General features: G+C 68.2%; 11 protein-coding genes. 10 read left to right on the forward strand and 1 reads right to left on the reverse strand.

Going from position 1 to position 13,268, the window contains the following annotated elements:
- Nucleotides 1-22 precede the first annotated feature (22 nt).
- From IPG50_01005 to IPG50_01030, 6 genes are all read left to right on the forward strand, one after another.
- Nucleotides 23-1,084, forward strand: coding sequence for an ACT domain-containing protein (locus IPG50_01005; GenBank protein ID MBK6690781.1), 1,062 nt, complete (start codon nucleotides 23-25; stop codon nucleotides 1,082-1,084).
- A complete protein-coding gene (locus tag IPG50_01010) occupies nucleotides 1,081-2,055 on the forward strand; it encodes a hypothetical protein (protein ID MBK6690782.1) in 975 nt (324 codons plus the stop codon). The genes IPG50_01005 and IPG50_01010 overlap by 4 nt, the downstream gene beginning before the upstream one ends.
- A gap of 59 nt (nucleotides 2,056-2,114) precedes the next feature.
- Complete coding sequence (locus IPG50_01015) at nucleotides 2,115-2,420, forward strand: hypothetical protein (protein MBK6690783.1); 306 nt, start codon at nucleotides 2,115-2,117, stop codon at nucleotides 2,418-2,420.
- Nucleotides 2,413-3,777: a 3-phosphoshikimate 1-carboxyvinyltransferase gene (gene aroA / locus IPG50_01020; GenBank protein ID MBK6690784.1), complete on the forward strand. Its 1,365-nt coding sequence runs from the start codon at nucleotides 2,413-2,415 to the stop codon at nucleotides 3,775-3,777. Before IPG50_01015 ends, aroA begins: the two co-directional genes overlap by 8 nt.
- Nucleotides 3,778-3,911: 134 nt before the next feature.
- On the forward strand, nucleotides 3,912-4,604 hold the full coding sequence (locus IPG50_01025) for a (d)CMP kinase (GenBank protein MBK6690785.1): 693 nt from the start codon (nucleotides 3,912-3,914) through the stop codon (nucleotides 4,602-4,604).
- A gap of 1 nt (nucleotide 4,605) precedes the next feature.
- A complete protein-coding gene (locus IPG50_01030) occupies nucleotides 4,606-5,553 on the forward strand; it encodes a hypothetical protein (protein MBK6690786.1) in 948 nt (315 codons plus the stop codon).
- 8 nt (nucleotides 5,554-5,561) lie between these two features.
- Here IPG50_01030 and IPG50_01035 read toward each other — a convergent pair whose 3' ends face one another.
- Entirely contained in the window at nucleotides 5,562-7,319 is a 1,758-nt protein-coding gene (locus IPG50_01035; GenBank protein MBK6690787.1) for a sigma 54-interacting transcriptional regulator, read from the reverse strand.
- A 349-nt stretch (nucleotides 7,320-7,668) separates the two neighbouring features.
- Here IPG50_01035 and IPG50_01040 point away from each other — a divergent pair, with 349 nt between their 5' ends.
- From IPG50_01040 to IPG50_01055, 4 genes are all read left to right on the forward strand, one after another.
- Nucleotides 7,669-8,973, forward strand: a complete 1,305-nt coding sequence (locus IPG50_01040) for a serine/threonine protein kinase (protein ID MBK6690788.1) — start codon at nucleotides 7,669-7,671, stop codon at nucleotides 8,971-8,973.
- A gap of 235 nt (nucleotides 8,974-9,208) precedes the next feature.
- Complete coding sequence (locus IPG50_01045; protein MBK6690789.1) at nucleotides 9,209-10,990, forward strand: 30S ribosomal protein S1; 1,782 nt, start codon at nucleotides 9,209-9,211, stop codon at nucleotides 10,988-10,990.
- A gap of 196 nt (nucleotides 10,991-11,186) precedes the next feature.
- Entirely contained in the window at nucleotides 11,187-12,503 is a 1,317-nt protein-coding gene (locus IPG50_01050) for an AI-2E family transporter (GenBank protein ID MBK6690790.1), read from the forward strand.
- A gap of 31 nt (nucleotides 12,504-12,534) precedes the next feature.
- A complete protein-coding gene (locus IPG50_01055; GenBank protein ID MBK6690791.1) occupies nucleotides 12,535-13,257 on the forward strand; it encodes a 1-acyl-sn-glycerol-3-phosphate acyltransferase in 723 nt (240 codons plus the stop codon).
- Nucleotides 13,258-13,268 lie beyond the last annotated feature (11 nt).

The following is a 13,268-nucleotide window of genomic DNA, read 5'->3' on the forward strand; positions in this document are numbered from 1 at the left end:
TCCGCCGAGAGGTAGCGAGGCCATGAGCGACATCAAACGCGAGCTCGAAGAGCTAAGGCAATCCCTCGGCAAGATCGACGGCGACCTGCTCTCGCTGATCGACAAGCGGGCCCGGCTCGCGCGGCGAGCCGGTGAGCTTCGTGGCGGCGACCCGGCGCAGCTCTCGTCCATCGAGGGCTTGCTCGACGCGCTCGTCGCTCGGGCCGGTGGTGACATGCCAGAAGCCTCACTGCGCGCCGTGTTTCGCGAGCTCTTGGCCGCGTGCCAGACGCTGGAGATGCCGCTCACCATTTCGGTCCTCGGCCCCGAGGGCGGTCCGGCGTTCGTCGCGGCGCGGAGCCGATTCGGCGCCGCTGTCGCCGTGACGGCCCAAGAGACGCCCGCTGCGGTCCTCGCGGAGGTCGCGGGGCGGCGCGCCGACTACGGCTTGGTGCCCCTCGAGGGCAAGACCGATGGCCCGATTCAGGCGACCATCGAGTCTTTGATGGCGTCCGACCTGCGCATCGCATCGGTCGTCGAGTCGAGCGCGACCTGCCATTTGATGAACAAGACCGGCGACGCGTCCACGGTCGTGCGCGTCGCGGCCACCGCCGCCGACGCGGCACGTGAAGAGCGCTTCCTCGCCTCGGGGCCCACGCGCCTCCTTTCGGTGGACGCGAAGAGCCCTGTCGCCGCCTGCGCGCTGGCCAACGCCGAGGAAGGCGTCGCGGCGCTGGTCACCGAGCCCATCGGTGTTGCCGCGGGCCTCAAGATGGCGCGCCGCAACCCGGGCCATGAAGAGGTTCGCTTCGCCGTGGTTGGCGGACGACCGAGCGGTCGCACGGGGCGCGACATCATGGCCCTGGCCTTCAGCGTGAAGGACACGCCGGGCGCGCTGCTCGATGTTCTTCGTCAGTTTTCCGAGCGGGGCATCAACATGCTCACCCTGCAATCACACCCCGAGGCCGGCGACGGATGGAACTACGTATTTTTCGCAGAAGTCGACGGACACTCGACCGACCGTTCACTGGTGACGGCCTTCGAAGAGGTGAAGAAGCTGACGCGCTTCTTCAAGGTGCTGGGCTCGTACCCGGCCGACGCATGAACGAACGACGCGTGCGCTATGCAGGCTTCTGCGCGCGGGGCGCCCTCGTCCTCGCCGCGCTCCTCCTAGCGCCGGCTTGTGGCGGCGCCAAGGACTCGGTCACGGCCAAGGCCCCGGCGGTTACGTCGGCGGATCAGATCGATGCCGACCCCGTCGCCCTCCTCCCCGGCGAGCCGCTGGCGACCGCGTACCTAGACGCGAAGGCGGCCTTCGCGGCTCCCTACGGGGAATCGCTGTCGCGGCTCGTCGACCGGCTCGTGCCCGCGAGCGCTGACGCGGGCCTCCTTCCTTCGCGAGACATCGAGACGCTCTGGGCCGCGTCGTATGGCGGGCAAGGCCTCGACAGCCTCGTCGTTGCGCGAGGCAAGTTCGACGAAGCCAAGCTCAAGGCGGCGGCCGAGCGGACCGCGGCGCCCGGCGGCGCGATCGTTCAATCGACCTACGGCGAGCGCAAGGTCTACACGGTGTCCAACGTGGGCGTGGTCATCCTGACGCCGCGCACGGCGCTCATCGGCACCGAGACGTCGATTCGGCGCTCCATCGATCGCGTGCAAGCGGGCAACCTCAAGCGCTCGGTGCCTGGTTGGATGCTCGACACGCTCGCGACGCCAAGCGCGCTCTTCGCCGCCGCGGCGGACCTCGAGACTCAGCCCATGCCGTCGCAGCTGAAGCTGCCGGTCGCGTGGTTGCAGAACGTGAAGACCGCCAAGGTCGTCGGTACCCCCGATGGCGGCGTGCGCGTCAAAGGGCTCCTGAAGTTCGCGACGCCAGACCAAGCTCAAGCGGCCGAGCGTGGCCTCAAGCAGACGGAGCTTATCGCGCGAGCCTTGTCGATTACGGGCGTTGTGCCGCGGCTCGCCGACACGCAAATCAAGGCCGAGGGGGGCGAGGTTGAGGCCTCCTTCCGCGTGGAGGATCGGGGCATCTCGTCCTTGCTCGACAACGCGAAGCGGTGGCTCGGCGGCGGCTGATCGCTGCCCCTCCAGGCGAACACTGGCTCGCAGCCGCGAATCGAGGCATCCTTTCCCCTATGGCCCTACCCAAACCCGGCGGAGCGTTCCTCTTGGCGGCCCGAGCGCTTGGGACGGCCAGCTCGGCGTCACACCTCGCGTTCGTCTCCTTGTTCCTCTGGCGCTTCGTGTCGGGAAACGGAATTCGAGCCCTCTCGCTCATTTTTGCGGTGCTCGCGGTGGCTGGCTTTGCGCTGAGCTTCGTGGGCGGCTCACTCATTCGTCACGGCGGACGGACGAAGGCGCGCACCCTCGGCGTCTGGATGGTCGGGGCCTCGGCGGCTCTCGCCGGCGGCCTCCTCGTGTTCGCCTCCTTCGGTGACTGATCTCCTCGTCCATCCGCAAGCGGCGCCGCTCAAGGGGCGCGTGCCGCTCCCTTCGGACAAGAGCATCGCCCATCGCGCGCTCATGATCGCGTCGCTCGGCGCCAGCACGAGCCGCTTTCAAATCGCCTCCGTCGGCGAAGACAACCGCGCCACCGGCGAGATCCTCCGCGCGCTCGGCGTCGACATCGACGAGCAGACGGGACCGGGCGGTCAAAGTCAGGTCACCGTGAAGGGAAGGGGGCTCTTCGGCTTCGTGCCGCCGAAGGCGCCCCTCGATTGCAAGAACTCGGGCACGTCGATGCGCCTGCTTGCCGGGCTCCTTGCGGGGCAAGCCTTCTCGTCAACGCTCGTCGGCGACGAGTCGCTCTCGCGGCGGCCGATGCGACGCATCCTCGCGCCGCTCTCAGCTCGCGGCGCGCGCATCGAGGGCCGCCGCGCCGATCCCAAAGGTGAGCGCGACTCGGTGACGGCGCCGCTCGTCATCGCCGGCGTCGACGAGGGGAGCTACCTGGCGGGCCTCGAGTGGGAGAGCCCCATCGCGAGCGCGCAAGTGAAGAGCGCCATCTTGCTCTCGGGCTTGATGGCCCACGGCATCACGACGCTCTCCGAGCCCTCTGTCTCGCGTGACCACACGGAGCGAATGCTCGCGGCGACGGGCGCACCTTTGCGAACCGCAGCCGGCGTCTTGTGTTTGGACCCGAGCGGATGGGACGGACGCCTCTCGCCGGTCCTCGGCACCATCCCCGGCGATCTCTCGGCGGCGGCGTTCCTTCTTTCCGCCGCGACCTTGGTGCCGGGCTCGACGGTGGTCGTGCGCGACGTGGGCCTCAACCCGACGCGGACCGGCTTCCTCGAGATCGCGCGGGACATGGGCGCGGGCCTTACGATCGAGCACCACGGCGAGGTGATGACGGAGCCGGTGGGGGATGTGGAAGCGCGCTACGCGCCCTTGTCGCGCATCGCCGTGGGCGGTGAGCTCTTGGTCCGCGCCATCGACGAGGTCCCCATCGTGCTCGTCCTCGCGGCGCGGGCCGCGGGCGTCACGCGCATCGGCGACGCCGGCGAGCTCCGCGTGAAGGAGAGCGATCGCCTCGCGGCGATGGGGCAAGCGCTCCGCGCGTTTGGCGTTCGCGCCGAAGAGCGCCTCGATGGCATCGAGGTGGAAGGTCGCGAGGGGCCGCTTTCGGCCGCTGACGTCGACGCAGCGGGTGATCACCGGATCGCGATGGCGTCGTGCGTGCTCGCCCTCCTCGCCGACGGACCGTCTCGGATCCGTGGCGTCGACAACATCCGAACGAGCTTCCCGCGCTTCGTCGGCACGATGCGCGCGCTGGGGGCCCGCATCGACGTGGCTTGATCCTCGGAGCTCCCTCCCCGTGACCCCGTGCCCGTGGACCTGCCCGCTCCCTTGCCTCACGCGGCGGCCGCGGCCTAGCGCGAAGAGGCGCGAGCCGGTGGTGCCGGCGGTCGCTTTGCGATAGCGTGCGCGCCATGCGAGCGCGTCCCATCGTCGCCATCGACGGCCCTGCCGGTGCAGGCAAGAGCACCGTCGCGCGGCGCGTCGCCGAGTCCTTGGGCTACGTCCTCGTCGACACCGGCGCCTTGTACCGAGCCGTGGCGCTGTCGGCGAGCCGGCAAGGCGCAGCCGCCGGTGACGGCGAGGTCGTTGGCGCCCTCGCGCGCGAGCTGGCGGCGAACCACGCCATCGTGCTCGAGCGCGACGCGGCGCGGGGTGTGCGTGTCTTCCTTTCCGGTGAAGACGTCTCCGACGCGATCCGAACGCCACAAATGGGCATGGATGCCAGCACCGTGTCAGCGCACCCGCCGGTTCGCGCGGCGCTGCTCGAGCTCCAGCGGCAAGCCGGCGAGCAAGGCGGCGTGGTGCTCGAAGGTCGCGACATCGGCACCGTGGTGTTCCCCGACGCAGAGCTGAAGTTCTTCCTGACGGCGCGGGCTGAGGTGCGCGCGAAGCGTCGCTTCGACGAGCTCTCGGCGAAGGGCGAAACCGTGTCCTTGGAGCAAACGCTCGCCGATGTGCTTCGTCGCGACGAGCAGGACACGAACCGGCAGGCGGCGCCGCTAAGGCGAGCCGACGACGCCGAGGAGATCGACTCGTCGGCCATGAGCATCGAAGAGGCCGTTCGTGTCGTCGTCGACAAGGCGCGCGCGTATCGCGCCGGCTGACTTGACCCAGGTTGCGTGCGCGCGCGCGCGTCTTGGCGGCCTCGCGCTGGTTGGTGCGCTCGCCCTGAGCGCTTGCCAGAGCGCGCACAGCGCAGGGGCCCGAAACCCTTCGAAATCAGCCGCGCCGGCTTCGGCAGCGACGGACCTTGGCGATGTGCTCGTCGACGCAAGGCGTGATCTGGTGGTGCGCGTCGCGCCGCGTGAACTGGTCCGCGACCCGGTGCTCGGACCTCTCTTTGCAAGAGCCCTCGAGCGGACCCTCGAGCACGGACGCCTGGAAGGCAGCAGCGGTTCGACGCTCGCGGTCGTTTCGAAGGCGGAAGATCTCGTCGTCGCCGTGCGCGACCGCGAGGGACGCGACGTCGTGGCGGTCGCGTCGGGGCTCCCCACGGGGACGTCACCGACGGACTTGAAGGACGAGCGCGGCCGAGCGCTCTTCACGGCCTCCGGCGAGGTGGCGCGCGGTCGTGTTCGCGCCTTCGCGACCGGCGGCCCAGAGCTCCGTGCGAAGCTCTTCGAATTGCCCCAGGGCGTGTGGGTCGTAGCCGTCGGGCCTCGCACGGAGGACGTGCGGGCCGCTCTCGAACGCGGTGTCACGTCGTACACGCCGAAGCTCCACCGGCCCCTCGCCGTCGAGCTCGCGGGCGAGACGCTCGGCGCGCTTCGGAGCCGCGCGGGGCCGCAGCTCAGGCCGAGCTTTGTGGGGCTGGCGGCGGCGGCGCTGACGGTGGCACCGACGGCGTCGGCGGGGGCGGCGGCGGCGCAGTCGAGCGTGCGCGCCACCCTGCGTTACGAGACAGCGGAGGCGGCGGAGCGCGCCGAGCCAACGGTGCGGCGGGCCGTTGAGATCATGCCGAAGGCGCTCGGTTGGACGCTCCCCGTGGTGCCGCGCGTGCTCCGCGAAGGCGCGGAACTCGTCGTCGAGCTCGTGCTTTCGGCACCGCGATAGGCCGGGCGCTACTCGTACTTCTTCTTGATGCCCAGCGTCTGGAGCTTGTGGCGTAGGGTGCGCAGTGGGATCTGCAACGCCTTCGCGGCGGCCGTCTGGTTGCCGCCGACCTTCTGGAGCGCTTCGAGGATGATGTCGCTCTCGATCTTCGCCATGTGCGCCCGCAGGCGCTCCTTGTAGTCTGCACCCTCTTCGAGATCGAGATCGCCCTCGATGGAGTTGGTGATCTCGATGGGGCTAATGGGCGGATTCACGGAGGGCATGCCGCTCGGGGCGGCCATCTGTGGCATCGGGATGCTCGGCCGCCCGGCCACCGTCGAGGTGATGTCGCGCTTCAAGCGATCGGGCAAGTCGGCGACCGTGAGGACCGTGCCGCGAGCGATGACCACGGCGCGATCAATGACGTTCTTGAGCTCGCGGACGTTGCCCGGCCACTTGTATTGCGCGAGCAGGTCGTAGGCGCGCTCCTCGACGGTGCGGACGCTGCGCCCGTTGGCCTTGTTGGCCTCCGCGATGAAGTGTTCGACGAGCGGGCGAATCTCCTCCGGGCGCTCTCGCAAGGGCGGCACCTGGAGCATGATGGCGTTCAGCCGATAGAAGAGGTCCCAGCGGAAGGTGCCGGCCTCGCACATCGTCTCGAGGTCGCGGTGGGTGGCCGCCACGACGCGAACGTCGACGTCGATCTCGCGGTCGGAGCCGACGCGTACCACCTGCTTGGTCTCGAGCACGCGCAGGAGCGCGGCCTGCGCCGCTGGCGAGAGCTCGCCGACCTCGTCGAGGAAGACGGTGCCGTGGTGCGCCTGCTCGAAGATGCCCTTGGTCGTCCGCTCGGCCCCCGTGAAGGCGCCCCGTTCGTGGCCGAAGAGCAATCCCTCAAGAAGCGAGGCGGGAATGGCCGCGCAGTTGACGGAGCGCATCGGGTGATCGCGACGGCCCGATGCGTCGTGAATCGCGCGGGCGACGACTTCCTTGCCGCTGCCCGTCTCGCCGAGCGCGAGGACCGGCAGGTTCGACGGCGCTACGCGATCGATGAGCTCGAAGAGCTCACGCATGCGCGCGCTCTTGACCACGAGCTTGCCGCTGGGCTTGCCCTGATCTTCGTCACTCGCGGCGAAGACCGTGCTCTTCGCTGTCGCGCGGGAGAGCGAGTCGTGGGCTTGGCCGAGCAGCTCCTCAAGAGAAGCGGCGCCACCGTCGGGGAACGCCACGACGGCCGCTCGAAGGTCGGCGTCTTGGTTCACGATGCCCTGGACCCAGTCGCGGGCGGCGGCCTTGGTGGTCTCCGGGAGCAGCACCACCAGCGTGCTCGGCGAATACATCGCGACGCGATCGACGGGACGCACCGCCGCGAGCACCTGCGGCGCGAAACGCCGAACCGGGAAGGCGTCGTCTTTGCCGGCTTCGACCTTCAGCGCGAGGACGGCGAGGGGGCGGCCAAATTGGCGCGCGCGCGTCAGCTCCTCTTCCACGTGCTCGGAGAAGTTTTCGTAGCTATCGAGGCCATGGAGTTCGGCGTCTTGGGGGCGCTTGGCGGCGTGCAACGCGACCGACACGTCGCCGAGGCGGACCTCGTCGCCGGCCTTCAGCGTGCCCCGCTCGACACGGTCTCCGTTGAGCCACGTGCCGTTGGTGGAGCCGAGATCTTCGAACTTCACCTCCGAGTCCTCGATGGTGAAGCGCGCGTGACTCCTCGACACGCTGGCGTCCTCGACGACCACGTCGGCGGGGAACGTGCGGCCGACGACGACGGTGCCGCCCTCGGGCATGGTGAAGACCTTGGCGCCGTCGCGATGGTAGAAGACCAACGCGATGCGCGCCTCGCGAGGCTTGAATTGCGCGGGCTGCGTGCGGATGGTCGTCGATCCGGGCTTCTTCAAGGAGGTCTCCGCGAGTCGGTCGCTTGCTGGCGACGGGCGCCACCGCGTCGCTTGGGACGCGCGAGGAACGTTATCTTATCGCAAGGTTCGCTGCCCATGAACCGCTGATCGCGCCGGGAGCCGTGGTGGCCTGCGGGGCGTTTGCTGCCAATCCGCCGGGACACGCAGGCACGAGCGGCCGCGGCTCCGCAACTTACGGGGAATTTCACCGGCAGCCGTGCGAACATGTGCGGCGCCCATGGACCGCGACTTTCCGCCTGGTTCGCGCCCTGGTTCGAGCCCTGCTTCGAGCCCCGGTTCGAGCTCCTTCCAGCTCGGTCCCTACGAGGCGCTCGAGTGCCTTGGCAGCGGCGGCTTCGCCTCGGTCTACCGGGCCCGCGACCTCCGCAGCGGCGGGTTCGTGGCCCTGAAGGTCGTGCCTCCCGGCACCGACGAAGAGTCTGTGCGGCGGCTCATGCGCGAAGCGCGCGCCGTGTCTCGGTTGTCGCATCCGAACGTGGTGCGCGTCTACGAGTGCGGCGTCGTGCCCGACGGCGCGTACGTCGCCATGGAGCTGCTCGAGGGACGCACGCTCCAAGACGCCATCGATGACGGCCCCTTGCCGCTGCCGCGCGCGCTCGACATCGCGCTTCGCGTCTTGGATGGCCTCTCGGCGGCGCACGAGAGCCGCATCGTTCATCGCGACGTCAAGCCCGGGAACATCTTCTTGTGTCGCGATGCCGGGGGCGTGGAGGTGCCGCGGCTCCTCGACTTCGGCGTGAGCAAGATGGGCTCCGGCCTCGGCACAACGTCGCAACAAGACCGAACGCTGCCGGGAACGGCCGTGGGCACGCCGGGCTACATGGCGCCCGAGCAATACGGCAGCGCCTACGCGGCCGATGCGCGGGCCGACGTCTACGGCATGGCGGCTACGGTCTACGCCATGCTGACGGGGCGGCTGCCCTTCGAGGCCGCGACCTACGAGTCGTGGCTCATGAAGGTGAAGGGCGAGCGGGCTCCCTCGCTGGGCGCCCAAGCGCCGCACGTTCCGCCGGAGTTCGCGCGCGCCATCGATCGGGGCCTCGCCCGCGATCCCGACGCCCGCTGGCCGACGGCGGCGGACTTCTCCAAGGCGCTGTTGGCGGCGGCCCAGGCGACGGCGAGGCGGACCGGTGCGGACTCCTTCGTGGACGTGACGGCTCCGGCGATGTTGCGCTCTTCCCTGAGCGCGACGGCCGAGCCCCGCACGCCGCAGACGCCGAAGCTCCTCGACCCGCCCGAGCCGGTCACCGTTCCGCGGCCACCGACCACGCCCCTCAAGCCCACGCCCCTCAACAAGGAGCCCGTCAAAAAGGAGTCCGCCGCGTCTTCGTCCTCTTCAAAGTCCGGGCGCTCGAAGAAGCGGAGGCGACGCTCCGGCAGCGGCGCGTGGTTCTTCGTAGGGGCCCTTGTGGGCGCCGTCCTGGCCGCCGTCGGGGCGGGAGTCGCCTTCTGGGTTCGGGCCCGCGCGCCCCGACCTCCGCCGCCCGCGCCAGCGCCGACGCAAATCGAGGCGCCTCGCTAGACCGACCGCCGGGCCTCGCCCTTTGACAGGGCACCCCATGCAAGCTAGGTACCCGACCTCCCCCGTTGGGTCTTTGTGGCCTGACTAAGGCCGCGCTCATCTTCGATGCACGCGGGCAACCCCAACCCAGCGCCGGCTCCCGGAAGGGCTTCGGCGCTGGAACCGGGCGCAAGCACAGACTCGCGAGAGCGAAGCTTCGTTCCCGGATCTCAACAGAAAAGGCTTTTTTTCCCTCATGACGACTACGGAGATCAGCAGCAGCAGCGGCGGCGAAGGCTTTGCCGCGCTTTTCGAGGCGAGCCTCAAGGTCCAAACTGGCGAATTTTCCAAAGAAGGAGAGATCGTCAAGGGCTACGTCGTCGCGGTGCACCGCGACAACGTCATCATCGACATCGGTGGCAAGAGCGAAGGGATCATCGCCGCCAGCGAGTTCACCGACGCGCAGGGCCAAGTCACGGTCAAGCCCGGTGACAACGTCGACGTCTACATCGAGAGCCGCGAAAACGACGACGGCCTCGTGACCCTCTCGAAAGAGAAGGCCGACAAGATGAAGGTCTGGGATGAGATCTCGAGCGCCTGCGAGCGCGACGAGCTCATCGAGGGCACCATCAGCCAGCGCGTGAAGGGCGGCCTCTCGGTCACCATTCGCGGCGGCGTGAAGGCGTTCCTCCCCGGAAGCCAGGTCGATCTCCGCCCCATCCGCAACTTGGACAAGCTGATCGGGCAGACTTACCAATTCAAGGTCATCAAGTTCAACAAGAAGCGCGGAAACATCGTCCTCTCGCGCCGCGTGCTCCTCGAGAAGGAGCGCGACCAGATTAAGACGCGCACCTTGGAGACCCTCGAAGAGGGCAAGGTCGTCAAGGGCGTCATCAAGAACATCACCGAGTACGGCGCCTTCGTCGACCTCGGCGGCATCGACGGCCTGCTCCACATCACGGACATGAGCTGGGGCCGCGTCAATCACCCGAACGAAGTGTTCCAGGTGGGCGACGAAGTCACGGTCAAGGTCCTCAAGTACAACGCCGAGACCGAGCGCGTGTCGCTCGGTCTCAAGCAGACCCAGGAAGATCCCTGGACCCACGCCGAAGAGGCCTACCCCCCGGGCAAGAAGGTCAAGGGGAAGGTCATGTCGATCACCGACTACGGCGCGTTCGTCGAGCTGGAGCCGGGCGTCGAAGGCCTTATCCACGTGAGCGAGATGAGCTGGACCAAGAAGGTCAAGCACCCGTCGAAGCTCATGGAGATCGGCCAGGAGCTCGAGTGCCAGGTCCTCGAGGTCGACTCGAAGTCGAAGCGCATCTCGCTCGGCTTGAAGCAGCTCGAGCCCGATCCCTGGACGCTCTTCACCGAGAAGTACCACCCGGGCGACAAGATCGGCGGCAAGGTCCGCTCGATCACCGACTACGGCGTGTTCATCGGCATCGAAGAAGGTGTCGACGGCATGGTTCACAAGAGCGACCTCTCGTGGACGGCCAAGGTCAACAACCCCGCCGACCTCTTCCACAAGGGCGACGATGTCGAGGCCATCATCCTCAGCATCAACCACGACGAGAAGAAGGTCTCGCTGGGCATCAAGCAGCTTTGGGACGATCCCTGGCCGACCATCTTCAACGAGTTTCCCCCCGGAAAGGTCGTCGACACGAAGGTCATCTCGCTCGTCGACTACGGTGTGTTCGTTCGCGTCCGCGAGGGCGTCGAGGGACTCATCTCGCAAGGCGACGTCATCCTCCCCAAGGCGGAAGACGGCACCGAGGGCGAGCTCGCCATCGGCGACGCGGTGAAGGCCGAGATCGCCAACCTCGATACGCAAGACCGTCGCATGACGCTCTCGATGCGCATCGGTGAGGCCGGTCAACAGACGAGCTCCCAAAGCTCCGCTTCGGCTCCGAAGCGCGAGTCCAAGGCTCCGAAGAAGTCCGACGGCGACTCCAAGGGCGGCGGCACCATCGGCGAGCTCATCAAGCAGAAGCTCGGCGAGAAGCTGAACCTCAAGGAAGAAAAGGGCGAGAAGTAGTCGCTCGCGGCTACCGCCGGTGACGGCTCCGGTCTCCGGAGTCGCTTGACCGGCGGCCCAACGCGGAGGCGCGTCCTCGAAAGGGGCCGCGCCTCTCGCATTTTGTCAGGCCGTCGGACCTCGGCTCTTCCCGCTCAGGGCTCGAATCCGGCCCGCTTCTACGGTATAGCGACATGGCCCTCCGGCACTCGCGCCCATGATGCTCGACCTTTCAGGAGCGCTCCGCGGCTCACGCGCGGCTCGCCCCACGTTCCTCGGCGTTTCGGCGCTCGCCCTCGTGCTCGCCATTTACCTGGCGCGCGATGTCATGTTGCCCGTCGTGCTCGGGCTCCTCATCGCCTACGTGCTCATGCCCGTGGTGTCGTGGGTCGAGAAGAAGCGCGTCCCACGCGGCGCTGCCATCGTCCTCGTCTACGTGCTGGTGCTCGGCACCATGGGCCTCTTCATTCGCACCATCGCGCCGCGCATGGCCCACGAGCTGACGGGCCTGGCGCGGGAGCTGCCCACGATGGCGACGAAGGCTCGCCAACACTGGATCCCCGTCGTCAAAGAGAAGCTGCGCGTGCTCTCGCCGCAACACGACGAAGGCGTACCGGTGGCGCCGCGCGAGCCCGCGCTCGTCATCCGGCCACGCAGCGACGGTTCCTTCGCGGTGGAGCTCGCGTCGGGCATCGAGGTCCGCAAGACGCGCGAAGGCCACGTGATCGAGCGCGACGACGGGCCCGAGGGCTTTGATCCCGACAAGGTCGTCGACGCATCGATTCAAGCGAGCGCGGCCTATGTGAAGGAGAACGCGCTCGAACTCGCGCGCATCGGCAGCGGCATCGTCTTCGGGGTTGGCCGCTTCTTCTTCATCTTCGGCCTCACGCTGATGATCGCCGCCTACTTGATGCTCACGAAGGAGCGCATCGAGGCGTTTTTCCTGTCGCTGGCTCGGCCGGCGTCGCGGCCGTCCTTTGAGTTCTTGCTCACGCGCATCGATCGCGGCCTCTCGGGCGTGGTCCGCGGGCAGCTCATTATTTGCCTCGTCAACGGGGTCTTGTCGGCCATCGGCTTCGGCATCGCAGGTCTGAAGTATTGGCCGGTGCTCGCCATCATCGCGACGGTGCTCTCGCTCATCCCGATCTTCGGCTCGATCATCAGCACGATTCCGGCGGTGGCCATCGGTCTCACGCAGTCGTTCTTCACCGGCGCCTTCGTCTTCGCGTGGATCATTGGCATTCACCAGATCGAGGCGAATTTCTTGAACCCCAAGATCATGGGGGACGCGGCGAAGATTCACCCGGTGCTGGTGATCTTCTCGTTGCTCGTCGGCGAGCACTTCTTCAGAACCACCGGGGCCCTCCTCGCGGTCCCCGTGATGTCGATCACCCAGAGCGTGTTCTTGCACTTCCGCCAGCTCGTTCACAACATGGACCCGGAGCTGTCGCGCGACCCCATTCGTTCCAGCATCGAGCCGCCGCCGCCGCGCCCCGACTCGACGCCGCCTCCGCCGTCGTCACGCAAGCTCTAACACGCTAGGCACCCGCGAGGAGGAGAAGCCCATGGCATCGGTCATCGTCTCCGTCAAGAATGTGGCCGACTGGCTCGGCATCTGCGCACCGGTCGTCGTCGAGGCGGCCATGGGCACCGTCGACCGCGACGTCTGCGACGCGCGCCTCGCCAACTGGGCGCCCCGCGTCCTCGCGCGAGCGGGGGTGACGCTCGAGGTGTTGGGCCAAGAGCACCTCGCCGCGAATCGGCCCATGGTGCTCATGAGCAACCACGCGTCGTTCTACGACATCCCGGTGGTCTACGCCGTCTTCGGCGGCAAGCTCCGCATGGTGGCCAAGAAGGAGCTCTTCCGCATTCCCATCGTCGGCGGCGCGATGCGCGGCGCCGGCATGATCGAGGTCGATCGCAACGATCGGTCGAAGGCCATCGGCAACCTCGACAAGGGCGCTCGCGCTCTCTTCGAGTCCGGTTCGAGCGTCTGGATCGCGCCCGAGGGCACGCGGTCGACGACGGGAACGCTCGGCCCGTTCAAGAAGGGCGGCTTCTACCTCGCGCTTCGGGGCCGACTGCCCATTCTGCCGATTTCGATCAAGGGGACGTTCGCACTCTTGCCGCCGCACAGCGTCGGAACACGCACCAAGGTGCCCGTCGCCGTCACGATCCATGAGCCCATCGACACGGGGTCGTTCGCGACCGCCGCCGCCGGCGACGAGAAGGCCGCCGTGGCGCGACTTATGGAGGTGGTGCGCGTCGCCATCGCGAGCGGCCTGTAGCCACGGCGCTG

This window comes from Myxococcales bacterium, from assembly GCA_016703425.1.
GTDB lineage: Bacteria > Myxococcota_A > Polyangia > Polyangiales > Polyangiaceae > JADJCA01.